Source organism: Snodgrassella sp. CS2, from assembly GCF_050310315.1.
Taxonomy (GTDB): Bacteria; Pseudomonadota; Gammaproteobacteria; order Burkholderiales; family Neisseriaceae; genus Snodgrassella; species Snodgrassella alvi_E.
In genome coordinates, this window is sequence record NZ_JBNPBA010000001.1 from 503,190 (window position 1) to 527,903 (window position 24,714).

The 24,714-nt window shown below is 41.9% G+C and carries 20 protein-coding genes; 18 read left to right on the forward strand and 2 right to left on the reverse strand.

The window, feature by feature from the left end:
- Positions 1-215 precede the first annotated feature (215 nt).
- Positions 216-1,184 (forward strand): DnaJ C-terminal domain-containing protein, encoded by a 969-nt coding sequence (locus tag ACQP6D_RS02405; RefSeq protein WP_267408117.1) that lies wholly within the window; start codon positions 216-218, stop codon positions 1,182-1,184.
- A 15-nt stretch (positions 1,185-1,199) separates the two neighbouring features.
- Positions 1,200-1,466, forward strand: a complete 267-nt coding sequence (locus ACQP6D_RS02410; RefSeq protein WP_100139932.1) for a chaperone modulator CbpM — start codon at positions 1,200-1,202, stop codon at positions 1,464-1,466.
- A gap of 32 nt (positions 1,467-1,498) precedes the next feature.
- Here ACQP6D_RS02410 and mtgA read toward each other — a convergent pair whose 3' ends face one another.
- Entirely contained in the window at positions 1,499-2,194 is a 696-nt protein-coding gene (mtgA, locus tag ACQP6D_RS02415; RefSeq protein WP_100156830.1) for a monofunctional biosynthetic peptidoglycan transglycosylase, read from the reverse strand.
- Positions 2,191-2,994, reverse strand: coding sequence for a shikimate dehydrogenase (gene aroE / locus ACQP6D_RS02420; RefSeq protein WP_427857331.1), 804 nt, complete (start codon positions 2,992-2,994; stop codon positions 2,191-2,193). The genes mtgA and aroE overlap by 4 nt, the downstream gene beginning before the upstream one ends.
- Positions 2,995-3,471: 477 nt before the next feature.
- Between aroE and ACQP6D_RS02425 the strand changes: the two genes are divergently transcribed.
- The 16 genes from ACQP6D_RS02425 to recG all read left to right on the forward strand — a co-directional run bounded on the left by ACQP6D_RS02425 (position 3,472) and on the right by recG (position 24,288).
- Positions 3,472-4,944: an MFS transporter gene (locus tag ACQP6D_RS02425; protein WP_427857332.1), complete on the forward strand. Its 1,473-nt coding sequence runs from the start codon at positions 3,472-3,474 to the stop codon at positions 4,942-4,944.
- 67 nt (positions 4,945-5,011) lie between these two features.
- Positions 5,012-6,142, forward strand: a complete 1,131-nt coding sequence (locus tag ACQP6D_RS02430; protein ID WP_427857333.1) for a P1 family peptidase — start codon at positions 5,012-5,014, stop codon at positions 6,140-6,142.
- 404 nt (positions 6,143-6,546) lie between these two features.
- Complete coding sequence (gene glnA, locus ACQP6D_RS02435; RefSeq protein ID WP_100139927.1) at positions 6,547-7,965, forward strand: type I glutamate--ammonia ligase; 1,419 nt, start codon at positions 6,547-6,549, stop codon at positions 7,963-7,965.
- A gap of 351 nt (positions 7,966-8,316) precedes the next feature.
- Positions 8,317-9,816, forward strand: a complete 1,500-nt coding sequence (gene ppx / locus ACQP6D_RS02440; RefSeq protein ID WP_371688361.1) for an exopolyphosphatase — start codon at positions 8,317-8,319, stop codon at positions 9,814-9,816.
- A gap of 23 nt (positions 9,817-9,839) precedes the next feature.
- Positions 9,840-10,916: a magnesium/cobalt transporter CorA gene (gene corA / locus ACQP6D_RS02445; RefSeq protein ID WP_267403696.1), complete on the forward strand. Its 1,077-nt coding sequence runs from the start codon at positions 9,840-9,842 to the stop codon at positions 10,914-10,916.
- 83 nt (positions 10,917-10,999) lie between these two features.
- Positions 11,000-11,497 (forward strand): acyl-CoA thioesterase, encoded by a 498-nt coding sequence (locus ACQP6D_RS02450; RefSeq protein WP_371688362.1) that lies wholly within the window; start codon positions 11,000-11,002, stop codon positions 11,495-11,497.
- A 22-nt stretch (positions 11,498-11,519) separates the two neighbouring features.
- Positions 11,520-12,128 carry a riboflavin synthase subunit alpha gene (locus tag ACQP6D_RS02455; RefSeq protein WP_371688363.1) on the forward strand — a complete coding sequence of 203 codons (609 nt, stop codon included), beginning with the start codon at positions 11,520-11,522 and terminating at the stop codon, positions 12,126-12,128.
- 231 nt (positions 12,129-12,359) lie between these two features.
- Positions 12,360-12,725, forward strand: a complete 366-nt coding sequence (locus ACQP6D_RS02460) for a DUF805 domain-containing protein (RefSeq protein WP_367441339.1) — start codon at positions 12,360-12,362, stop codon at positions 12,723-12,725.
- A 1,327-nt stretch (positions 12,726-14,052) separates the two neighbouring features.
- Complete coding sequence (gene ribBA / locus ACQP6D_RS02465) at positions 14,053-15,141, forward strand: bifunctional 3,4-dihydroxy-2-butanone-4-phosphate synthase/GTP cyclohydrolase II (protein ID WP_370386422.1); 1,089 nt, start codon at positions 14,053-14,055, stop codon at positions 15,139-15,141.
- Positions 15,142-15,291: 150 nt separating this feature from the next.
- Positions 15,292-16,188, forward strand: coding sequence for a DMT family transporter (locus ACQP6D_RS02470; protein WP_427857334.1), 897 nt, complete (start codon positions 15,292-15,294; stop codon positions 16,186-16,188).
- Positions 16,189-16,318: 130 nt separating this feature from the next.
- Positions 16,319-16,771: a 6,7-dimethyl-8-ribityllumazine synthase gene (gene ribH, locus ACQP6D_RS02475; RefSeq protein ID WP_427857335.1), complete on the forward strand. Its 453-nt coding sequence runs from the start codon at positions 16,319-16,321 to the stop codon at positions 16,769-16,771.
- Positions 16,772-16,805: 34 nt separating this feature from the next.
- Positions 16,806-17,222, forward strand: a complete 417-nt coding sequence (gene nusB / locus ACQP6D_RS02480) for a transcription antitermination factor NusB (protein WP_367442352.1) — start codon at positions 16,806-16,808, stop codon at positions 17,220-17,222.
- A gap of 154 nt (positions 17,223-17,376) precedes the next feature.
- Positions 17,377-18,027, forward strand: a complete 651-nt coding sequence (locus tag ACQP6D_RS02485) for an RDD family protein (protein WP_427857336.1) — start codon at positions 17,377-17,379, stop codon at positions 18,025-18,027.
- 256 nt (positions 18,028-18,283) lie between these two features.
- Positions 18,284-18,862, forward strand: coding sequence for an RDD family protein (locus tag ACQP6D_RS02490; RefSeq protein WP_370386424.1), 579 nt, complete (start codon positions 18,284-18,286; stop codon positions 18,860-18,862).
- Between the two features lie 1,296 nt (positions 18,863-20,158).
- Positions 20,159-22,027: a dihydroxy-acid dehydratase gene (gene ilvD, locus ACQP6D_RS02495; RefSeq protein WP_427857337.1), complete on the forward strand. Its 1,869-nt coding sequence runs from the start codon at positions 20,159-20,161 to the stop codon at positions 22,025-22,027.
- A gap of 224 nt (positions 22,028-22,251) precedes the next feature.
- Entirely contained in the window at positions 22,252-24,288 is a 2,037-nt protein-coding gene (gene recG / locus ACQP6D_RS02500) for an ATP-dependent DNA helicase RecG (RefSeq protein ID WP_427857338.1), read from the forward strand.
- The last annotated feature ends 426 nt before the right edge of the window (positions 24,289-24,714 follow it).

Here is a 24,714-nt window from a genome sequence, read left to right on the forward strand (position 1 = left end):
CCAATACTACATTGAGAAACTATAAAATACGGATTACATAAATCTGTAAGAAGGTATGCAGGTTTGATTCTGTTATCTGAAATTTCCTAAACCATGTTTATTCAGCTACTGCGAAAACCATGATAGTTAGGTACTTTAAACTTTAACCGTTTGTCCCCAAGTTTGGATACAATGCTAATTTGAAAATCTAAAAAAATCTGCACAAAGGACGGAACATGGCAGACCGCAATTATTATGAAATTCTGGGTGTAGACCGCAAAGCCAGCGACGATGATATTAAGAAAGCCTATCGTAAGCTGGTACGAAAATATCATCCGGATGTCAGTAAAGATCCAGATGCTGTAGCCAAAACCAGTGAAATTAATATTGCCTACGAAACTTTGCATGATAAGGAAAAACGAGCCGAATACGACGCTATGCTGGACAATCCGTTTGGCCATGGCGCCCAGCAACAGGCCGGTGGTCGTAGCGGATTTAATTATCAGCAATACGATTTTGACCCCAGCCATTTTGGTCAGAACGGTGCTTTCGGTAATGGTGATTTTCATTTCGATGATTTATTTTCAGCATTTGGCAGCCGTGGGGGACATGGTTTTCAGCAAAACCGTACTGGTCCGATCAAAGGGGAAGATCAGCATGCAGAGTTGGTAATTGACATCGACGCAGCCTACCACGGTGCTCAGCGCAGCATGTCACTGGAAATGCCTACGCTCAATGCTCAGGGTCAGATGAGCTACGAGCGTAAAACCCTGAATGTTAAAATTCCGGCTGGTATAACAGAAGGACAACAAATTCGTCTTAGCGGACAAGGCTTGCCCGGTTTTAATGGTGGAGCAGCTGGAGATTTATACTTAAAAATCAGTTTTCGCAATCAGGACAACCTGTATGTACAGAATCGAAAGGATGTATACCAGCGCATCAGTGTGGCACCATGGACAGCAGCATTGGGCGGTAAAATTGACGTCAGCACACCTGCTGGCAAGTTAAGTATGAATCTTCCGGCCAACAGTCATAATGGTCAGAAAATGCGCCTGAAAGGCAAAGGCATACCAGCCAAAGAGGCTGGCGATTTGTATCTGCTGATTAATATCGTTCTACCCAAGAGCGACACCGAAGCTGACCGCGCCGCGTGGCAGGCATTGGCTCAGCACTATGCAGGTTTTCAGCCTGAGAACCACGTTTGATAGCAGGAGCGTAACATGAATAATATTCAACAAGATATAGAGTTAAGCTTTGACGATTTGGTTCGCGCCTGCGACAATCAAAGCAGTTGGGTACTGAGTCTGATTGCTGAAAGTGTCATTCCTGCAACTCAGAAACCAGAACTAGCACGCTACACTGGCTATCACATGGCAATTGCACGGCGTGCATGGCGCATTCACCGTGATTTCGATGCCAGTGCCAGTGCCACCGCCCTGATCTTGCAATTATTAGATGAAGTGGAAGATTTGCGCCGTCGCGGTTAGTACGGTATGGTTTTGATTCAGTGAAAGCAAGCTTACTGGTCGTTGTCTGGTAATTGTGCTGACCCCATCCGCCGTAAAATTACATTGGCTTTGCGGCGGATTTCCTTATCGTGCGGGTGGTCAGCGTAGTATAAAGGTCGAGGAACTCGAGCGGCCAACTTGGCTGCCTGTTGTGCCGATAATTGCATAGCTGTACGTCCGTAAATTGTCTCACTTGCCGCTTCTGCACCATATACGCCATAGCCCCATTCAATAACATTCAAGTACAAAGCGAAAATCCTGTCTTTATTCGTTGTGGCTTCCAGTAAGGAAGTGATTACTGCCTCTTCTGCCTTGCGCCAGTAATGGCGGCTTTCAGATAAAAACAGATTTTTGGCCAATTGTTGGCTGATGGTAGAACCGCCTGCCCGAATCTTGCCCTGATGTTCATTTTTTTTAATTGCCGTACGAATGCCGTTCCAGTCGAAACCATCATGTTCGGCAAAGCGTGCATCCTCAGATGCAATTAGCGCTTTTTTCAGATTTGGCGAAATGCGGTTATATGCTACCCATTGGTAATTTAGTTCCGTATCAGGACGGGAAGCAGCCAGTTCATGCATACGCAGCAACATAAATACCGTACGGTGAGGTGCTACAGCACGGTAAGTTAAAAGGCTGCCATAAACGTATGCATTAAACAGCAAAAACAACGTCACCAGCATAATCAATAAACTGCGCACAATTTTCATCTTTTTTCCATTTCCGCGCGCATCCGCTTTGTTACCGGCCGGATATCCGGTCTAAATCCATGCCATAATTCGTAAGAAGCAGCTGCCTGTGCAACCAGCATTCCAAGACCATCTGCCAGCAGCGGACATCCTGCAGTCTTTGCCTGTAGTAGATACGGCGTTAGTTCCGCCGCATACATCATATCGTAGGCTAGTTTGGCCTCTGCCAGCACAGCAGATGGTATGGGCAAGGTCTGCCCGTATAAACTCCCAGAAGTGGCATTGATGACAACATCATATTGAGTTTGAATCTGATGATATTCACACCAACTTACTTCATGTTCCTGTGCCAACGACTGTACTTTGTGCACTGTACGGTTAGCAATGGTTAATGAAGCCGGATGTTGCTGCAAAAGTGGTTGAATCACTCCACGTGCCGCACCACCGGCACCCAATAGCAATATGTGCTGATTAAAGAGTGAAAACGACAACAACTCTTCAATTGCTCGCACTAGTCCAATACCATCTGTGTTGTCGCCAAGCAAACAATTATCATGCCAAAACAGTGTATTGACTGCTTTTGCTGCCTCCGCTCTGGAAGTCAGCTTATCGGCAAGCGTAAAAGCTTCATGCTTGAACGGCACCGTAACATTGGCACCAATGCCGCCTGCTGCAAAAAAAGCCTTTGCAGTAGCCGCAAATTCGTTCATGGGTGCCAAACGACGTTCATAGATTAATTCCCGTCCTTCCTGTGCAGCAAAAGCCTGATGAATCTGTGGCGAGCGACTATGCGCAATCGGATTTCCAAACACAGCAAACATAGTGTTCCGTTCCCCTCTGCAAAAAAATTAGCTGTTGCTATTATCCAGCCTCTACCACTCTATGGCAAAAATGCATGAAAAAACGTGTGAGCACAATAAAAAATTAAATAATTAATGACGATATAACTCTGATTCAGCCTCATTCGATTTAAAGCTGCCAACTTTTGCTTTTGGGCAAATAAGCTGATTTCCAACATACAATCAGACCTGTATTTAAGCAACATACGTAAAAATTTATTTTTAATTAACCTAAACTTACTATATTATCTACTTAAGACTTAATCGTTTTATATTCGTTTTATCTAACTATACTAAATATAGCCTGATTACATCCAGGTAAACACATAACTACTTATCAATGTTCTGAACCAGCATTCAGTTTGTCTAAAACTGTTGAAACAGCCGGCATTCAGATTCCTTTTATATCTGCACCTAAACGTACAAAGCCATTGATACAGTAATTATCCGGGATGACTCATGCATAAACATCACACTTTCACACCCCACCTAACAAACAAACTGCCCCTTCACGTTAAGCTAGGCTATGCTATCGGACAAATGGCCGATTCAGTTGCCTACAATTTTTTTTATGTTTTTTATCTGTTTTTCCTTACCAACGTGGCTAACATCCCACCTGCGCAGGCCGGAACCATCGTACTGATAGCTGTTGTATGGGATGCGGTGGCAGATCCACTGGTCGGGCAATTTTCCGACAATATCAGTCTGCACTGGGGTAGAAGGCGGCCGCTAATGCTGGCGGCCATTCTTCCCTACAGCCTACTACTGTTGCTGCTCTATACCGATATTCCAGCTCTTAGCATCAATCAGAAAACGATATATTTCACAATCATTGCCATTCTGTTCTGGTCTACCTACAAAATTTATGTAATTCCCTTTTATACACTTGGTGCAGAAATGACTAACGATTTTGATGAACGTACGTCGGTACGTGTCTGGGCAGGATATGCTCTGAATATAGCGGTGTTGATTTCTTCTTCAGCACCGCCCTTAATCGTTAAATGGATTGTTGATGCTGGCTACAGCGTAAGCAGTGGCTGGCATGGCGTCAGCTTGATATTTGCTGTTGTTACACTAGGAAGTGGCCTTACGTGCTGGTATCTTACCCGCGGTTACGAATTACCAGCCCAGAAAAAAACATCCTCAGCACTCAATCCAATTCATTTACTGGCTTTTTTCAAAGCAGTTATTTGCAACATGAAAGAAATAGGACGGCTGTCATCAAGTAAATTTCTTGGTGCTTCGGTGTTTTTCTGGTCGGCAGCCTATGCCCTCAGTACCGGCGCACTTTATTATCTGTTTCTAAATAATCTGGCGTACAGCGAAAAGGATGCTGCCATTGCTTTCCTAATATTCAGCCTGCTCGCTCTGGCATGGCTGCCGGTGGTGAATTACACCGCACAGAAATTTGACAAGAAAAATGTCTATTATCTATCCATGCTGATCAGTTCTATCGGTACTGGAATTTTTTTCTTTAGTGGTTTTCCCAGCCCTAGCATGCTACTGCTATATTTAATTCTGCTTCAGCTTGGAAACAGTTATTTTTGGACTATTTACTACGCCATGATGTACGACATCTGTGAGCTGGATGATTTTATCAACAGCAAACGACGGGAAGGCGCAATTACTTCCCTGATGTCATTTTTACAAAAATTTGGTAGTGCACTAGCCATCTGGTTTATCGGATTGTATCTTGCTCAGCACGGCTACATTTCGTCCAGCGGGCAACAACAAATTATTCAACCACCTCAAGCACAGTACGCAATTCTAGAACTAAACACATGGATTCATGCACTCGCCGGTATACTGGCTGGGTTTTTCGCCATAGGCTATCCTCTCACCCGCAGCCGCTATCAGGCATTACTCAGTGCACTAAATGCAAAAAAAGCGTGCAAGCCCCATAATTCCAGCGATTTCAAACAATTACTTTAAATTTTTTTTAAAAAAGTGTATCCTTTTCTCTCCTATAACAAAAAATGAAACTACAAGGAGATGAAATATGTCTAAAAAACGTGCCCGAGAATTAGGTATTCCATTAACAGGTATCACTGGTAAATACAATGCTATTACCGATGTTACAGGTGTAGAAGTCGGCTACAGTACCGTCATATACGGTACACCAGATGATTACACCGGACCCGGTTCACCTTTTGCCCGGACCGGCGTTACCGCCATTTTGCCCAGAGGTCGCCAGCGAAGTGCCGTTTTTGCTGGTCGGCATGATTTAAATGGTAACGGAGAACTAACCGGTACACACTGGGTGGACGATTCCGGCCTGCTACACGGTCCGGTACTGATCACCAATACCAACAGCGTGGGTATTGTGCGCGACACCACCAGCAAATGGATGATTGACAACCATTTTTACTATCCCTATGTTAACAATGGCCAGCCGGTAGACGGAGTTGGTTATTTTTATCCGGTAGTGGGAGAAACTTGGGATGGATTGCTCAACGATATCAACGGATTTCATATCAAACCGAAACACGCTTTAGAAGCCTTGCATAATGCCCATCCAGGGGCGATTGCCGAAGGTAATGTTGGCGGCGGAACTGGTATGATTTGTCATGATTTCAAAGGTGGCACCGGTACTGCATCACGACTGGTCAGCACTGAAGCAGGGAATTTCACGCTGGGGGTACTGGTACAGGCCAACCATGGCATGCGAGACACTTTTCAAATATGCGGAATTCCTCTCAAAGATGAATTCGGTCCGGAAACGATGCCGATTATCAATACCTTTGCCCCCAAACCGGGTACTGGTTCAATTATTGTTATTATCGCCACCGATGCACCCTTACTACCGTGGCAGTTAAGTAAACTGGCTAAGCGTGTACCAATTGGTATTGGCTTACTTGGCGCCTATGGCGATAATGGTTCTGGTGACATTTTTCTGGCGTTTTCTACAGCCAATGAAGATGCATATGGAATTGGGATTAGCAAAATTGATTTTCTGAGTGATGAAATCATCGATCCGTTGTATGTCGCTACCGTAGAAGCTGTACAAGAAGCGGTGCTGAATGCCTTGTGTGCAGCAGAAACTATGGAAGGGCGCGACCATAATCTGGTACAGGCTCTTCCGCAAAACCAACTTGTAGCCATATTAAAAAAATACGGTAAAATTAAATAATTACCTGCTAGTATTACACTACAGCCCGCTAGTAAAGTTAGCGGGCTATTTTGATTTAGCATTTTTTTCTCATCTATCTAAACTAGACTCTCAGAATTGGGTTTTGCCAACCATCTTCAAACACAAAGTTGTTCTACTTAAGCAAGATTAGATATTAAATAAAGCAAAGCAATTTGCGACAATCACCCTACTTTCTAGACCACCTTAGACTAATAGTTCAGTATTTCAGATATAAAGAAGAATAAATATTTATAACAACATGTTTTTAAATAAATTAATTTAACAACCACAGTAAAGTCTTCTTTTTTTACATCAGTGCATTTTTTTTACAAAACAATTGTGGCAGAATCAAGATAACTTACAAGAGAGTGCACCACTCTCCATACCTTAATGGGAGTCCTAAAATGTCAATAAAAGAAGTAGTCAGCCTGATAGAAGCAAACGATGCTAAATTTATCGATTTGCGCTTTACCGATACCAAAGGCAAACAACAGCATGTATCTGTCCCTGCCCGAATTGTGCTGGAAGATCCAGAAGAATGGTTTGAAAACGGGCAGGCCTTTGATGGTTCATCCATCGCCGGTTGGAAAGGTATTCAAGCTTCTGACATGACCCTGAAACCGGATGCCTCCACTGCATTCATCGACCCTTTTTATGATGATACAACCGTAGTTTTAACCTGTGACGTTATCGACCCAGCAAATGGTCAGGGCTACGATCGCGACCCGCGTTCCATTGCCAAACGTGCCGAAGCTTATCTGAAGTCAACAGGCATTGGTGATACCGCTTTCTTCGGACCAGAACCTGAATTTTTTGTATTTGACGGCGTAGAATGGCAAACCGACATGAGCGGCACCCGTTACAAAATTCATTCTGAAGAAGCTGCATGGTCCAGTGGCGAATCTTACGACGGCCAAAATACCGGCCACCGTCCGGGTGTAAAAGGCGGCTATTTTCCAGTTGCACCTGTAGATTCAGGACAGGATCTGCGTTCAGCCTGCACCCAGACATTAGAAGCCATCGGTATTCCGGTTGAAGTTCATCATCACGAAGTGGCTACTGCTGGCCAGATGGAAATCGGTACTCGTTTTAACACACTGGTTCGTCGCGCAGACTGGACTCAGGACATGAAATACGTGATTCAGAACGTAGCTCATAATTTTGGTAAAACTGCCACTTTTATGCCAAAACCAATTCTGGGTGATAATGGTTCAGGTATGCACGTACATCAGTCCATTTGGAAAGACGGTCAGAATCTGTTCTCCGGAGACGGCTATGCCGGTCTGTCTGATCTGGCTCTGTATTACATCGGCGGCATCATCAAACATGCCAAAGCACTGAACGCACTTACCAATCCGTCCACCAACTCTTACAAACGGTTGGTTCCGCATTTCGAAGCACCTACCAAACTGGCTTACTCTGCCAAAAACCGCTCAGCTTCTATCCGCATCCCTTATGTAGCCAGTGCCAAAGCGCGCCGTATCGAAGCACGCTTTCCAGACCCTACCGCCAACCCGTATTTGGCGTTTACCGCCTTGCTGATGGCAGGTCTGGACGGTATTCAAAACAAAATTCATCCGGGCGATCCGTCTGATAAAAATCTGTACGACCTGCCGCCAGAAGAAGATGCATTGGTTCCAACCGTCTGCGCCTCTCTGGAGGAAGCATTGGAAGCATTAAAAGCAGACCACGAATTCCTCACTCGTGGTGGTGTATTCAGTCAGGACTGGATTGACAGCTACATCGATTTCAAGAGCGAAGATGTCAAACGTATTCGTATGGCTCCTCACCCACTTGAATTCGAACTGTATTACAGCCTATAAGAGCTCAGCTTTAAACTAATCACTCAGACCGTTCACACTCAGGATCATATTGCCCTCGGCACATTTATCCTGAATGTGTGGCGGTCTTATTTTCAATATAGCTGCATCCAGCATAAACAAAAGCAGCTTAAAGCCAGCCAACATATTCAGCTTAGAACCAAGCAAATTGTCTGCAGCCAATTTCGCAGCACTGGACTTTTTTCAAATATCCTCATTCATCACACATCTTCATAACAAAAAATCAGAAGTGTATCTTTTTTTGCGATAAGCATATCACCACACAGCCATTCATAGCAGTTATCACAACGATAAGGTAACATTACGTCTGTCTAAAGTTAAAACATCTTCATTATGACCGCGCAAGATATGCTCGCCACCGTAGACCTTGGTTCAAACAGCTTTCGTCTGCAAATTTGTCATAACCAGAATGGCCATTTACAGGTAGTCGATTCCATCAAGGAAATGGTGCGTCTAGCTGCAGGTCTTGATGAACAGAAAAATCTTGATCAGTCTTCGCAACAACGCGCCCTCGACTGTCTGGCCAGATTCGGTGAACGGTTGCGGGGTTTTAGTCCCGATCAGGTACGTGCTGTGGCCACCAATACTTTCCGAGTAGCCAAAAACATAAGCCAGTTTATGCCTCTTGCCGAAGCCAAACTGGGTTTTCCCATCGACATCATTGCCGGACGCGAAGAAGCACGCCTGATTTACACTGGTGTGGTTCACACCCTGCCACCTAAAGGCGAAAACATGCTGGTTATCGATATTGGTGGCGGTTCAACTGAATTTGTCATCGGGCATGAATTACAGCCTGCCATCACCGAAAGCCTTAGCCTCGGCTGTGTTTCCTACAGTATGCGTTTTTTTCCACGAGGCAAAATAAATAACAAAAATTTTCAGGCCGCCGTCAATAGCGCACGTGCCGAAATACAGCGCATCTCTGTAGCACTCAAAAATATTGGCTGGGGCTATGCTATTGGAACATCGGGTTCAGCCCGTTCCATCCGCGATGTTATCGCCGCTGGAGATGAATCTATTGATGCCATTACTGCAGCACAGATGCAGAAAATTGCCTGCCGTATCATCACCGCCGGCAGTACCAAAAAAGCCAGACTAGAAGGATTAAAACCTGATCGCCTAGAAGTTTTTGCCGGCGGGTTAGCTGTAATGACAGCAGCTTTTGCCGAGCTCAACATCCGCGAAATGACCATCACCGATGCCGCTCTACGCGATGGCGTATTCTACGACATGATTGGTCGCCAGCTGGGCGATGATATGCGCAACCAAACCATTGCTGACTTCCAGAAACGTTACCATGTAGATACTATTCAGGCACAGAGAGTTGCCACTTTGGCGCAAATGATATTTAGCCACCTCACCGCCTCCATCAGCTCAGACCATTCAGAGCAATGGCAGCAGTACGTTCGCTGGGCAGCATTACTTCATGAAATCGGGCTAGATATTTCACACACAGGCTTTCATAAGCACGCTGCATACATACTGGATCAGGCAGATATGCCCGGCTTTTCGCGCAAAGAACAACATATATTGGCCACGCTCGTATTGGGACAACGTGGCGACCTGCGTAAAATAGCCGAATTTAGCCAGCAGGAAATGCTATGGCTTGGTATCTTGTCACTGCGGCTAGCAGTACTATTTTGCCGTGCAAGACAGGATATACAGATACCCGTAAATCACTGTGACATCCACTATCACAAAAACAGCCATCAGCTACTCATCAGTCTTGACAAAGAATGGTTACAACATAATCCGCTAACCGCCAGTGCCTTATTGCAGGAATCTGCTCTATGGCAGAAAATAGGACTGCAGCTTGAAATTAAGGCTATCTGAAACCTGTTCAGTGAGGTTGTTCCATGAGTACACCGCAACATGTTTCCAGTAACAAACTGGTTCAGACCCACAACCTACCCAGTCTGGTTCATCGTAGCAACGTGAGCAACATGCCGGCACAATCCATGACCATCATTCAGATTAATGCCAGCCAGTTTCTCAACCACACCTACACCGAAGCTGATATCCGCACAGAAAACATACCGGCTCTCAGCAAAGACAGCCTGACCTGGATTCATCTTGTCGGTATAACAGATAACGACCAATTACATGAGTTATTACAGCCTTTCAACATCCACGAACTGGCGATGGAAGATATACTCAGCCGTAAACAACGCCCAAAAATTGAAGACTACGGTCACTATCTATTCGTTGCTGCACGTATTTTTGTCTATAAAAAGCAGAAACTTCAGTACAACCAAATTTATCTCATCATTGGCCAAAACTACATCATCACCTTTCAGTTCGAACCATTAGGGTTACTACATATCATTCGCAAGTACATCCAGCATAATTACAGTAGCATTTACAGCAAAGGCATTGATTTTCTGGCTTATTCATTACTGGACCGTATAGTAGACGATTATTTTGTAACTGTAGATGAATTTGATAACCGCGTAGAAGGACTAGACAAACGCCTATTTAGCAACAGCAACAAAAACCTATTAATGTCCATTCATCAGCTCAAACGCGATGCCATCAGCCTACGCCGTACCCTCTCACCCATACGCGATATCATCGGCCGCATCGTACATAATGAATTTTCTTTATTCAGCCAAGATATACACGTCTATTTACTTGACGTCTACGACCATACGCAGCAACTGATGGAAACACTCGACAGCGCACGCGACACTGTAACAGGCATGATGGATGTACACCTATCCTATCAGTCCAACCACCTTAACGAACAAATGCGCATGCTCACTGTAATTACCATCATTGTCATGCCTCTGAATGTCCTCACCGGCATATATGGGATGAATTTTGATAACATCCCCGAGCTGCACTGGCACTATGGGTACTATATCGTCCTTGGCCTGATGGCAACCATTATCGTTAGCCTGTTAATTTATTTTTACCGGCGCCACTGGTTATAACCTTTACCAGCTTTTATAATTACACACAGTCTTCAAAGAAAGACAATTATTCACATATAAACACACATATCAAAGGTAAAACAATGGTTCCTACACCCTTACCACCGCAAGGTGCACAGCATCAGCTATCTATGTCCGTACTTATGACACCAGCATTGGCAAATTTTCATGGTAACGTTCATGGCGGTGATTTACTCAAATTGCTAGATCAGGTAGCCTATGCCTGTGCCAGCCGCTATTCTGGCGAATACGTCGTGACCCTGTCCGTGGATCAGGTAATTTTTAAAGAGCCCATCCATGTAGGTGAGTTGGTGACCTTTTATGCTTCTGTCAATCATGTAGGCCGTACTTCGATGGAAGTAGGCATACGGGTAGAAGCACAGGATATCCAACACCGTAGTGCCCGCCATACTAATAGCTGTTATTTCAGCATGGTAGCCGTCGATAAAAACGGTAAACCTACTAAAGTACCACCATTATGTATCGGCACTGATGAACAGGCGCGCCGTTTTCAGGAAGGTGCCATCCGTAAGGAAGCACGCTTAAAAGCAGCTAAAGCCAAACACAAACCAACCGTTTAAATATCTTAGAAAGTTAGCATCAATGTTTACAGGCATCGTACAAGGATTAGGTATCGTCACCGCCATCAGCGAAAAGCAGAAATTGCGCACTATACAAGTACGCCTGCCACAAGGCGCCAGCGACAGCCTCTCTATCGGTGCCTCCGTAGCCAACAATGGCTGCTGCCTCACCATCACGGCTATTAAAGGTGATGAAGTCTCTTTCGATATAATGGCAGAAAGCTTGGCCAGAACCAATCTCGGCCAACTAAATATCGGTGATGCCGTAAACATTGAACGCGCCGCCCGTTATGGTGATGAAATTGGTGGCCATATCATGAGCGGACATATTTTTACTACTACAAGCATAACCCGCATTGACGATACCCCGCCAAATCGGACTGTCTGGTTCAAACTACCAGCTAAGGCCGCTCCCTATATTCTCACCAAAGGCTTTATTGGTTTAAATGGATGCAGCCTCACAATCGGTGAGGTAACCACAGAAGAATTCAATGTCCACCTGATACCTGAAACCATGAACAGGACACTTTTTGGAAGATGTCAGGTAAACGATTGCATCAATCTAGAGATAGATGCTCAGACACAGGCAATTGTAGATACCGTGCAAAAATATATGCAATTGCATGCATAAACAATAAATTCATTGCTACACCAAATTTTTAAACCCCGTTTTAAAGCATTTTTATCAGCCATTACTATTTAATAAAAAAAGGCAGACGGAAAACCTGAACATTAGAAAAGAACAACAATCCAAACCATTAAATGATAATATTTGTAAATAATTACTATATATTATTAATTATATTTAAAATAATAAAGCTATTGCAATTTTTAATTATTTTACACTAGGATACTTATTGTTATGGAATGGTTTATCAGCTGTATGACCACAAATTATTTTAATTTCCAAGGTCGAGCCCGTCGTAAAGAATACTGGTTGTTTATCTTGTTTCTTTACATAATTTGTATCGGTATAGGCGTCATCGCAGGTTTTATGGGAGTTGGAAAATCTAGTACAGCCATAAAAGCGCTTCAATTGATTTTACTTTTAATATTTTTTATACCTTCATTAGCGGTACAAGTGCGTCGATTACACGATATCAGTCGTTCTGGCTGGTGGATTTTATTAAACTTAATTCCTTTAATTGGCCCACTAGTAATATTTATCTTCAACCTATTGGACTCCACACCGGGTGATAATGAATACGGTCCAAATCCTAAATATTAAAACATTCAACCACCTCAGCAAAAATGTTTTATGAGGTGGTTAAAAATACTTTATAAGAATTTTATTAATATCCAAGCTAATATATTTTATAACTATTCTAGTGAATTAAAATAAAGATAATCTTAACTTAGTTTTCTGTTTAATCGCTTTATCAAATATAGTTTTATGAGAGCGTAAGCATTCAGTGAAAAAAATATGCGTGAATAATAGTTATAGATTTATGATGATTTATCATATCTTTCCTATTTGATACAGTGTATATATTAATGTTTTTAAACAAATCAATGTCAGTTACACCAATGCATGATTAAAAACTTAATACAAGAAATTTCTAAAATCAAAATTTATTCTTAGTCAAAATATAATATTAATCAAATTTCAAATATATTTAATTTTTCTTTTTAAAAATAAAGCATTCGAGAAATAGATGAATTGTCTAACCAATCAAACCAAATTTAAGCTTGAATAACAAATCATATAAATTATTTTAAATTATATTGGTATGGTATTATTTAAATATAAAAACACAGTACAAGATAAACTGCTTGCGAGAAAACTTCATTCAACATAATTCTTTATCGGATTTAAATTAAATGCTAAAAAGCGAGAAGCAAAATAACAATAGAATATAATAAAAAGGTTTTCTTATTTAATTATCAGGTTCTTTTTTTAATTATAGTTATCAGCGCTTGGCCTATTGATTTAAGTTTGTTTGAGTTGAACAATTGCATGATGATTGCAAAATTGATGATAGAAATAATTACCATCCCCAAACCAAATTACATGAATAATATATTAGCATTATCAATTTTTGTGCCGTATCAATACTAAGACACATAATAACCGTCTGGATTTTTGAAACAAAATTCAATATTTTTATAAATTAACAGTTGTAATCGGTTGTATTGGCAGTATACTCAATACTCTATTATCTTTAATATTATTTTATTGGTAGTGGTTTTCTAATTTTGCCCGCAGCTTGTTTGGCGGTCTATCTAACCTGATGGTATTTCAAAGGGGATACAGATTATCCAATAGACCAAACATCCCAAACATTCCTGAATAAAAACCTGAAGAACGACCTAACAATAAAATATTTATAAACACTGCGATAAAATATCGTAAACCAAAGAAGAAACAAAATTTTGTATTTTTTGTATTAACTGATATTTCAATAGTCTGCATATTCCAACAAACAACAAAGCGGCAAGAGCTTATTGCAGCCTATCTACACAAGTCATCGCGAGTAGTGCAGATTAAAGCATCCGGTATCACCTAATCAGGAGTAAAATACACATTATTTTGCCAAGGGAGCGTTGAAAACATCATGAGCATTGCCACCATTCCAGAAATTATTGCCGACATTAAAGCAGGCAAAATGGTTATTCTTACTGATGCAGAAGACCGTGAAAACGAAGGCGATTTAATTATGGCGGCACAATTTGTTACGCCGGAAGCCATCAATTTTATGATTAAGTACGCCCGCGGACTCGTATGCCTACCTTTAGAAGAAGAAATTGTAGACCGTCTACGCCTGCCCCTGATGACTCAGAATAATGGTGCCCAGTATGGCACCAATTTCACCGTTTCCATTGAAGCAGCTCATGGTATCACTACCGGTATTTCTGCCGCAGACCGGGCTCATACCGTACAGGCAGCTGTTTCACCAGCCGCAAAGGCAGAAGATATTGTACAACCAGGCCATATTTTCCCACTGCGTGCACAAAAAGGTGGGGTGTTGGTACGTACCGGCCATACTGAAGCCAGCGTTGATCTAGCCAAACTGGCTGGTCTGATTCCAGCAGCCGTTATCTGTGAAATCATCAATGATGACGGTACCATGGCAAGGATGCCGGAACTAAAGATTTTTGCTGAAAAACACAACATTAAAATCGGAACGATTGCTGATCTGATAGAGTACCGCAGCCGCCATGAAAGTTTGATAGAAGAATTGGGTGTCAACACCATTCATACCACATGGGGTGATTTCACTCAGCATGTGTATGTAGATCAGCTATCAGGAGAAACTCATCTAGCATTGGTAAAAGGCAATCCAGAAACAGCAGATGAAGTATTGGTTCGGGTACACGAACCATTCAGCGCCATGGATTTTTTACAACCAAATCAGCTACACACATGGCCACTACCGGAAGCCATGGCTCGCATTCAGCAAGCAGATGCCGGCGTAATTATTCTTATGCATCGAACCGAAACCGGTGCTACCCTGCTCGACCGTACTTTACCAAAAGGCACTCATCAGGCCAGACAATGGGACAGCAAAACCTATGGCATAGGCGCACAAATACTAGCCGGACTTAAAGTAAAACGTATGCGAGTAATGGGTAAGCCATCAGCCTTTACCGGTTTGAATGGTTTTGGTCTTGAAGTATCCGGATTTGAAGAACCAGCTAAATAATATTTCTTTACGAAACAAGTATATATTTTAGTAGGCTATTTGAAATACAATACGCACCCTCAGGCTGTCCGAATTATCTGATGTCATCATCTGCTGCCATCAGATAATTCGGACAGCCTATTGTAATGTGGCTTTCAAGGATAGAATTTCATGCAACTCACCCCACAAAAATGGGCTGCTTCCGGTTTAACTGTTGGCTGCGTGGTTTTCGGGCTCGGCAGTCTGATTGTCAAATTTGTTTCAATTGGTTCCTATGCCGTAGCCCTGTGGCGCGTATTCATAGGTGGTATCGTTTTTTTGCTGCTCAGCCGACATTTTGGACAAAAATTACCAACTAGCGGTACGGCTAAACGGTTTTGTATTCTGTCCGGCGTATTTTTAGGTTTCGATCTGGCTTTCTGGCATGAAAGTATTCACGCTGTTGGGCCTGGGATTTCTACTTTACTCAACAGCATGCAGATTTTTTTTCTAGCTGCCATCGCATGGTTTTTCTTCGGTGAACGACAGAGTAAACTACAATTATTCAGCATGCTGTTGTCTGTAATCGGCATTATACTCATTGCCCATCCTGAGCTGCATCACAACAGCCATGGCGGATACGGCATATTTATCGGCCTGATTTCAGGCGCTGCCATGGCTGCCTCTATGGCCTGTATCCGGCAGGCACATCAGGCAGAACCAGTTTCATTATTTCCACTCATGCTGCTGGTAAGCGTAGGGGCAGTAGCTGCATTAATTGTACCCAGCATTCTGATAGACACTCATCGTTTTTGGCCATCAAACATGAAAGATGTGCTGCTGATAATGATTTACGGCGTAGTCATGCAATGTTTTGCATGGGGATTGATTGCCTATGCCGTACCCCTCCTATCATTAACCTTAACCGGACTGTTATTACTGAGCGAACCAGTGGCTGCCATATTAATAGACTTTTTTATCCTCAATAAACCCATTAACGCAGTCCAATGGACAGGAACAGCTTTAACTCTTCTAGCCATCTATCTGGGTTCACTCAAACCCAGACACAATCCGAAAAAAACCGCATAGGCATTCCACCCCATCATCAAATTCGGTAAAATCAGTCCGATAAATACCAGCATTAGCGTTGTAAGAGCGTGAACATATTTGTCTGTTCTTACACTTTACGCTTCTGGCTAAACTGACAAAAGGAAATCAAATGAATATCATTACCCCAGAACATAATGGTACCGGTCTGCATATCGGCATTGTACAGGCACGTTTTACCAATCCGATTGGCGTAGAACTGGTTAAAGCCTGCACTGATCGTCTGGTTAAACTAGGGGTAAACGATAACGATATCACACTGGCCACAGTTCCCGGTGCATTGGAAGTACCTCTGGTATTACAAAGCATGGCTCGCAGCGGAAAATTTGACGCTTTAGTGGCTATTGGCGTAGTGATTCGTGGTGAAACCTACCATTTCGAACTGGTATCCAATGAAGCTGCCGCAGGCGTATCCCGAATCAGTCAAGAACACCAAATTCCGATTGCCAATGCCATTCTTACCACCGAAAATGATGCACAGGCACTGGCACGCATGTATAACAAAGGCAGTGAAGCTGCGGTGGTGGCCATTGAAATGGCCAATTTGCTTAAAACCAAATATTAATTATTTTCCGAACAAGGACACCTTATACATGTCAATGATCACTCCACGCCGGCGTGCCCGTCAGTTTGCAGTACAGGCTCTGTATCAAGCTCAGCTAAACAAAGAAGAATCTGCCGCCATTATTGCCCAGAATATTCGTGACAATGAGTATTTTGCCAAAGCCGACGGCGAATTATTTACTCAGATTTTTTTCGGCGCCTATAACAATCAGCGCGATTATATGAAACGAATCCGCCCGCTACTGGACCGACATGAAGACGAGCTGAGTCCAGTGGAGCGTGCTGTATTGTTAATGGCTTGTCATGAACTTTCCGCTATGCCAGAAACACCCCATCCCGTCATTATTAATGAAGCTATAGAAATTACCAAAACCTTTGGCGGAACTGATGGCTACAAATTCATCAATGGGATTCTGGATAAACTTTCTGCCGAACTGAGAACTATATCTTAAAACAAATTTTATTTTTGCAGAATGACAAGCAGACTGACAAACAGTCTGTTTTTTTACAAAACGAGCACTGATCATAATTCATAATATTTAACATATATTGCGTAAAATTCATCATATATTTACAATAGTGTATATAATTTTCTTGAGAATTTTTATGCAAAATAAATCTAATATGAAAATTGCAGTTTCGGATTTAGGCATAAGCCAGCAATCCTGTCCTGCTCTGCCAAAAGATGGACTGGAGCTGGCAACCCCCGCTCTCCGTATGAGCGCCGTAATGATCAATCAGGTAATAACCTCTTTGATTTTTATACCTTTATATATTCTGATGTGTTTATCGATCCCAGATAAAGCCGATTACGATACAGATAATGCAACAGATATTCATCAGTATCAAAGTCTAGATTTTGTGAGCTGGATAAGCCAGCCTGCCACAAAAATTATTATTGGTTTAACCTTTATTGTACTGATTGTTTATACTTTATGGCAGATTTACTGGATGAGCAAATACGGACAATCTATAGGTAAACGCATACTTAAAATCTGGGTCATCCGAACAAATGGAGAAAATCCCGGATTTGCCCGTAATGTAATTTTGCGTGAATTAATTTATCAAATTCTGGTAATTGTTTTTAGTTTAATCACATTTGGTATCGGATATTTTGTATTTATGTTAGTTCCTGCTATGGTATTTATTAAAAAGTGGAACCGACGTACATTTCAGGATTTTATGGCTGGTACCATTGTTGTTTCTACTAAAAATACCGTTAAAGATGAAAGAATCAGAATTACACTCCCTAAATGAGCAGCTGTATTTGTGATTGTATAATTAATGTCGATTAAGTAAAAATTACGCCACACCTATTTCTTATGTTGACATACCACTTACATCTAAAACTTAAGAACAAATACATAGAAATTCAGCAACTATTTTGAATATTAATTATCAAAACGTTGAAAAACAAATAACAATCTTTAGAATATTTGATTTTAAATGCTTAAATAATAGCATTGAGTTATAAACTTAACCCATCCTTTACAATAACCGATAGACAATTATTATGCCTAATAACCTCGAAAATTTTTCTTCTAATCTCGTGGATGCTCAGTCTGAAAAAGAAACAGAAGTTGAGCTGGCTAGTCCATGGAACAGAATTGCCGCCTACATCATCAATACTCTGTTGACATCGATAGTTGTAACGCCAGGAATAATCATCCTTATCATAGAAATGATTCGATCAAAATCTATAGGTTATAATCTGATAGGTTCTGTATTATGCATAATGATACCGCTAACCATTTATGGAATCTGGCAAATTATATTAATGAGTAAAACAGGTCAATCGTTAGGCAAGCGGTTGATGAATATCAAAGTTATTGGCATGGATGGACGAAATCCTGGATTTATCGGTACAGTTTTACTCCGTGAAATGGTTTTTAATATGATTGTCACTATTGTTTCGTTAATATTAACGTTTATTTTTGTGGGTCTCTTGAATTTTCCTAAGACTTTAACCAGTAATTTTTTTGAATATCTGACACCATTTATTCTACTAGTGATGCTGTTTAGAAAAAAAACCCTCCATCGTACACTTCAGGATTATTTAGCCCGCACTATAGTAATCAAAGTTAATAACTAAACATAATATTGTATTAATTAACTAAATATTTTTATATATAAATTTATTTTTTAAAACAACATAGACTGTTTTAAACTATGATGACAAGCATTAGTGAGTCAGTTAACCAAATCAGATAGAGCAGTGATATAAGCTGCTCTATCAACTCACAAATAATCAATATAGAAAACAACTTTATTCATATCATGCTTTGCTTTCACTCACCTTATTATATAAATTTAAATAATTAATCAAATTATGTTTTTAATACAATAATTACCAAATACATTTATGCAAATCAAGAAAATTAGTTAAAAACAATTTTTTCATAATTATTTTGCCATGTCAGAGCAGAGAATATGTCATATTTTCATAATAATCGTTTGCTTCCACAAGATATATATTGCTAAATAAAATTTTGTAGCTAGATATATATTTTCATAATATGCGCACATTAATATTAGTAAATAACAACTCACTACGAAATAATAAGATACTAAGCTCAGCACCATTTGGAACTATTTCTAAAATAATTGTTTATACTAGGTTTTAATGTATATCGAGTCGGCTAACCGTTTTATCATCTGTTGATTCTTATAAGTATTATCATTTTACGCATTGTCAGCTGTTATTGGTTCTGAATTTTATCGATATATATAACTGATAATTTCCAATTTTTAATCACAAAATATTTATATGAGCCGTTTTCATTCGATGAGTCTGAAATTAAAGTTGAGCTAGCTTCACCTTAGAAACGTACCATAACGGTTATTGTTAACTGACTTATTTCATATCTGTGATTAATGCTAGGAACGATTTTATTTCCCTTTTTAGTGTAATATTCCACAGCAAATGGCCCAAAAATTCGATATCGTATTAGGTGTTTTTTTACCTTTATAATCTTTTTCGTTGGCCAGAGTATATTAATGAGTACCAAAAGGCAAAAATTTGGCAAAAACTAATAGGCAGAAAAGTGATCGTGATTAACAGAAACAATCCCGAGTTTATAGTTACAGTTTTAATGCGTTATGTATTGCCTTTTTTGGGCTAATAGTCATTAATCTAACAATAAATTTGATTATCTATCCAAATATCATTCCTACATTGAATTAACCCAATCTGATTGCACTATTTTTATGTCATTTGTATGATGATACTGTTTCGTACTGAGAATTTCCATCGTACGCTTGAAGACTACTTGGCTAAAACAATTGTAATCAAAATTTAGCTATGAGTTTACAAACATCAACTGCCTGCGTACCATAGCTGGCAGTTGTTTTACATTTACATATAAAAAACAATACAAGGGAATGCATCATGCCACAATACCGTTCACAGACATCCACACACGGGCGAAATATGGCCGGTGCGCGTGCACTATGGCGCGCCACCGGTGTCGCCGATCAAGATTTTGGCAAACCAATTATCGCTATTGCCAACTCCTTTACTCAATTTGTACCAGGCCACGTACATCTACACAATATCGGTCAATTGGTTGCACGTGTAATTGAGCGTTCCGGCGGGATCGCTAAAGAATTTAATACTATTGCCGTAGATGATGGTATCGCCATGGGACATGAAGGTATGCTTTACAGTCTACCCTCACGCGATTTGATTGCAGATAGCGTTGAATATATGGTTAATGCGCATTGCGCTGATGCCTTGGTGTGCATATCCAATTGTGACAAAATCACTCCGGGAATGCTGATGGCATCAATGCGACTTAATATTCCGACTATATTTGTTTCCGGTGGCCCTATGGAAGCCGGTAAAATTATCGCTACTACAGACGGCCAGCAGCACACACGCAAACTGGATCTGATTGATGCCATGATTGAGGCCGGTAACGATAAAATCAGCGATGAAACCGTTGCTAAAGTGGAGCGCAGTGCCTGTCCAACCTGTGGTTCATGTTCGGGCATGTTTACCGCTAATTCTATGAATTGTCTGACAGAGGCACTGGGCTTATCTTTACCCGGTAATGGCTCACTATTGGCCACTCATAGTCTACGCAAAGAGCTGTTCCTTGAGGCCGGCCGACGAATTGTTGAGCTTGCCAAACGCTATTATGAACAGGATGATTGCAGTGTGCTGCCACGAAGTATTGCAACAAAGGCTGCGTTCAATAATGCCATGAGTCTGGATATTGCCATGGGAGGTTCTACCAATACGGTATTACACCTTCTTGCCGCTGCGACTGAAGCTGGTGTGAATTTTAAAATGGCAGATATTGATCAGTTGAGCCGGCATGTACCCTGTCTGTGCAAGGTGGCACCGGCCACACAAAAATACCATATGGAAGATGTCCATCGCGCCGGAGGTGTAATGGCCATTCTGTCCCAGCTTAATCGTGCCGGCTTGCTGGATACCAGTGTACACACTGTACATATGCCTACATTGGCCGAAGCCATCTCACATTGGGACATTGGCAATCCAGCCAATACTGATGCCCGTCACCGTTATCAGGCGGCTCCGGGCGGTGTACGCTCTACTGAGGCTTTTTCACAAAGCTGCATCTGGCCTGAGCTTGATTTAGATCGCGAAAACGGTTGTATTCGTGATAAAGAGCATGCCTACTCTCAGGATGGCGGTTTGGCGGTGTTGTTTGGTAATCTGGCTGAACGTGGTTGTGTAGTGAAAACCGCCGGTGTGGACGATAGCATTCTGAAATTCACTGGCCGTGCCCGTGTATTTGAAAGTCAGGATGAGGCTGTTGAAGCGATACTGGGTAATCAGGTTGTGGCTGGCGATGTTGTCGTTATTCGTTATGAAGGTCCCAAAGGGGGGCCCGGTATGCAGGAAATGCTCTACCCGACCAGTTACCTGAAATCCAAAGGTCTGGGCAAAGCCTGTGCTCTACTCACCGACGGCCGTTTTTCCGGTGGTACATCCGGTTTGTCTATCGGACATGCTTCTCCTGAAGCAGCCGAAGGTGGCAATATTGGGCTGGTGCATGAGGGCGATATCATTGAAATTGACATTCCACAGCGACGCATACATTTGGCAGTCACCGATGCAGAATTAGCGCAGCGTCGAGCAGAAATGGAAAGCCGTGGTGCTCGTGCATGGAAACCGGTAAACCGTCAACGCCATGTTTCCGTTGCATTGCGCGCTTATGCCGCCATGACTACAAGTGCCGATACTGGTGCTGTTCGTGATGTATCTCAGGTAGAAAGACAAGATTAATTAGTCTAAACATTACCCGTTTTGCAGCGAAATTAAAACTCGATCTGTAAAACGGGTATTTTTTTATACTTAATATAACTCTATTTCTGGTTTTGCTCATAAAAAACTATTTGGCAGCCAAAGTTTCTTAATTATTACATCTACATGGTATCAGCAGGAATAGCATGATGCGTGTAATCGTGTTATGTTAACTAGGATATTTCCTGTTTTTTAACTGTCTGACCATGTCTACAGCAGATTTTCCTTTCCCTGTCAGTACCGCCACGCAGGCTAAACTGGCCAAGCTCAATATCAATAATATCTGGGATCTGGCTCTGCATCTGCCTTTACGCTATGAGGATGAAACTCATATTACCCCAATTGCCGATGCTCGTGCCGGTATTCCCGTACAGATTGAAGCCACGGTCACTCATCAGCAAATCCAGTTTCGTCCCCGTAAGCAGTTAATCGTACAAGTACAAGATTTATCCGGACATGTTCTGTATCTGCGATTTATTCACTTTTACCCCAGTCAGCAAAAGCAACTAGCAGAAGGGAAAGTGATTCGGGCGTTGGGAGAAATCAGACACGGTTTTTTTGGTGATGAAATGGTGCATCCAAAAATCCGCACTGATATTGAGCAAGGACTATCAGAAAGTCTAACTCCTGTTTATCCCACGGTTAATGGCCTGAATCAACCTGCATTGCGACGGCTGATTCAGGCCGCACTGAAACATCTGCCTGACGACGATACATTACCTGATGAACTATTGCAGCAATTGCACTTACCACCATTATTACAAAGTCTGAAATTTCTGCATTCTCCTCCACCAGAATACTCAGTACAGGATTTACATCAAGGCACTTTACCTGCCTGGCAACGATTGAAATTTGATGAGTTACTGGCACAGCAACTATCGATGCGGCTGGCACGCCAGCAGCGATTAAATGGACATGCTGCAGCTCTATCTGGTAATGGACACATCAGCAAGCTTCTACAGACAAATTTAGGTTTTGCTTTAACCAGTGCCCAGCAACGTGCTATTAATGAAATCAAAACCGATCTGGCACAAACACATCCAATGCATCGTCTATTACAGGGAGATGTAGGCAGTGGTAAAACCATTGTATGTGCACTGGCCGCCGCTATTGCGGTGGAAGCAGGTTTTCAGGTTGCAATAATGGCGCCCACGGAAATTTTGGCAGAACAACATTATCTGAAATTTCAACAATGGTTTGCCTCTCAAGGGATAACAGTTGGCTGGCTCTCGGGCAGTGTGCGCAAAAAAGCTAGAGAAAACACCAAAACAGAGCTGGCGAATGGAACATTGCAACTCGCTGTAGGTACACATGCCCTGTTTCAGGAAGATGTTTCGTTTCATAATTTGGGTTTAGTCATTGTTGATGAACAGCACCGCTTTGGCGTAGCTCAACGTTTAGCACTGAAAAATAAGGGCAGTGACGTACATCAGTTGATGATGTCTGCTACACCGATACCACGCACATTAGCCATGAGCTTCTTTGCTGATCTGGACGTCTCAGTTATTGATGAATTACCACCGGGACGCACCCCTATAGTGACCCGACTGGTCAACAGTACTCGTCGGCAGGAAGTGGAAAAACTGGTACAACATACCTGCATTCAGGGTCGGCAAGTGTACTGGGTGTGCCCTTTAATTGAAGAGTCGGAAACATTACAGTTACAGACGGCAGTTGATACCGTTGCCCAGTTACAAGCGGCACTACCCCAGCTAAACATTGGCCTGATACATGGGCGCATGAAATCGACGGAAAAAGCAGAAGTGATGGCCGCATTTGCGGCTGGCACGATACAGGTGCTGGTAGCCACAACGGTCATTGAAGTGGGTGTAGATGTCCCAAATGCCAGCTTGATGGTCATTGAACATGCAGAACGGATGGGGCTAGCGCAGCTGCATCAGCTACGTGGTCGTGTGGGTCGTGGTTCTGCGGCCAGTCGCTGTGTTTTATTGTTTAGTGAACCGTTGAGCGATTTGGCAAAAGCCCGTTTGAAAGTGATTTATGAAAATACCGATGGATTTGAGATTGCTCGGCAGGATTTAAATATCCGTGGACCGGGAGAGTTTCTTGGCGCGCGTCAAAGCGGTGTACCAATGCTGCGTTTTGCAAATTTGGAAGAGGACTTGCCCTTACTGGAAAAAGCCCGCAATCTGGCACCACTGCTGATTAATCAGCAACCACAAGTGGTCAGAAAGCATTTACAGCGCTGGCTGGCACAACGAGCTGCTTATCTCGGTGTATAAAGGATGATGGTTACCGGATTTAAAATTTTACTAACACTTTGCTTGCACACAATTTTTAGAAAAATTGATCCCTTTTTAAGTTTTTCATCATTTATAAGTTCAAAATTCCGCTCAAGATTAATCTGTGCATTCTTTAGCTCGTTTTATCTATCGATGTCTGAATGAATTGTTTAGGATTATTGAATATAATTATAATGATTTCATTATTTATCAATATATTAATACCATTTGTATTTATATATTTTTTAAAATTATTTCTTTTTTTATGCCATCTTATACTTGAATGATATTTGGGAAAGCAAACCAGCAACTATCATCGGTTAAGACAAAATCCGAAATTGGTTTCAAGTGGCCGTTATTCAACAGTAATAGCTTCAAGCATAACTGATAAACATATATTCTACGTTAGCAGATATATATCTCATT

Excerpts from the sequence above, each read along its gene's own strand:
- ACQP6D_RS02405 (WP_267408117.1), top strand. The coding sequence starts at position 216 with ATGGCAGACCGCAATTATTATGAAATTCTGGGTGTAGACCGCAAAGCC.
- ACQP6D_RS02410 (WP_100139932.1), top strand. The coding sequence starts at position 1,200 with ATGAATAATATTCAACAAGATATAGAGTTAAGCTTTGACGATTTGGTT.
- mtgA (WP_100156830.1), bottom strand. The coding sequence starts at position 2,194 with ATGAAAATTGTGCGCAGTTTATTGATTATGCTGGTGACGTTGTTTTTG.
- aroE (WP_427857331.1), bottom strand. The coding sequence starts at position 2,994 with ATGTTTGCTGTGTTTGGAAATCCGATTGCGCATAGTCGCTCGCCACAG.
- ACQP6D_RS02425 (WP_427857332.1), top strand. The coding sequence starts at position 3,472 with ATGCATAAACATCACACTTTCACACCCCACCTAACAAACAAACTGCCC.
- ACQP6D_RS02430 (WP_427857333.1), top strand. The coding sequence starts at position 5,012 with ATGTCTAAAAAACGTGCCCGAGAATTAGGTATTCCATTAACAGGTATC.
- glnA (WP_100139927.1), top strand. The coding sequence starts at position 6,547 with ATGTCAATAAAAGAAGTAGTCAGCCTGATAGAAGCAAACGATGCTAAA.
- ppx (WP_371688361.1), top strand. The coding sequence starts at position 8,317 with ATGACCGCGCAAGATATGCTCGCCACCGTAGACCTTGGTTCAAACAGC.
- corA (WP_267403696.1), top strand. The coding sequence starts at position 9,840 with ATGAGTACACCGCAACATGTTTCCAGTAACAAACTGGTTCAGACCCAC.
- ACQP6D_RS02450 (WP_371688362.1), top strand. The coding sequence starts at position 11,000 with ATGGTTCCTACACCCTTACCACCGCAAGGTGCACAGCATCAGCTATCT.
- ACQP6D_RS02455 (WP_371688363.1), top strand. The coding sequence starts at position 11,520 with ATGTTTACAGGCATCGTACAAGGATTAGGTATCGTCACCGCCATCAGC.
- ACQP6D_RS02460 (WP_367441339.1), top strand. The coding sequence starts at position 12,360 with ATGGAATGGTTTATCAGCTGTATGACCACAAATTATTTTAATTTCCAA.
- ribBA (WP_370386422.1), top strand. The coding sequence starts at position 14,053 with ATGAGCATTGCCACCATTCCAGAAATTATTGCCGACATTAAAGCAGGC.
- ACQP6D_RS02470 (WP_427857334.1), top strand. The coding sequence starts at position 15,292 with ATGCAACTCACCCCACAAAAATGGGCTGCTTCCGGTTTAACTGTTGGC.
- ribH (WP_427857335.1), top strand. The coding sequence starts at position 16,319 with ATGAATATCATTACCCCAGAACATAATGGTACCGGTCTGCATATCGGC.
- nusB (WP_367442352.1), top strand. The coding sequence starts at position 16,806 with ATGATCACTCCACGCCGGCGTGCCCGTCAGTTTGCAGTACAGGCTCTG.
- ACQP6D_RS02485 (WP_427857336.1), top strand. The coding sequence starts at position 17,377 with ATGCAAAATAAATCTAATATGAAAATTGCAGTTTCGGATTTAGGCATA.
- ACQP6D_RS02490 (WP_370386424.1), top strand. The coding sequence starts at position 18,284 with ATGCCTAATAACCTCGAAAATTTTTCTTCTAATCTCGTGGATGCTCAG.
- ilvD (WP_427857337.1), top strand. The coding sequence starts at position 20,159 with ATGCCACAATACCGTTCACAGACATCCACACACGGGCGAAATATGGCC.
- recG (WP_427857338.1), top strand. The coding sequence starts at position 22,252 with ATGTCTACAGCAGATTTTCCTTTCCCTGTCAGTACCGCCACGCAGGCT.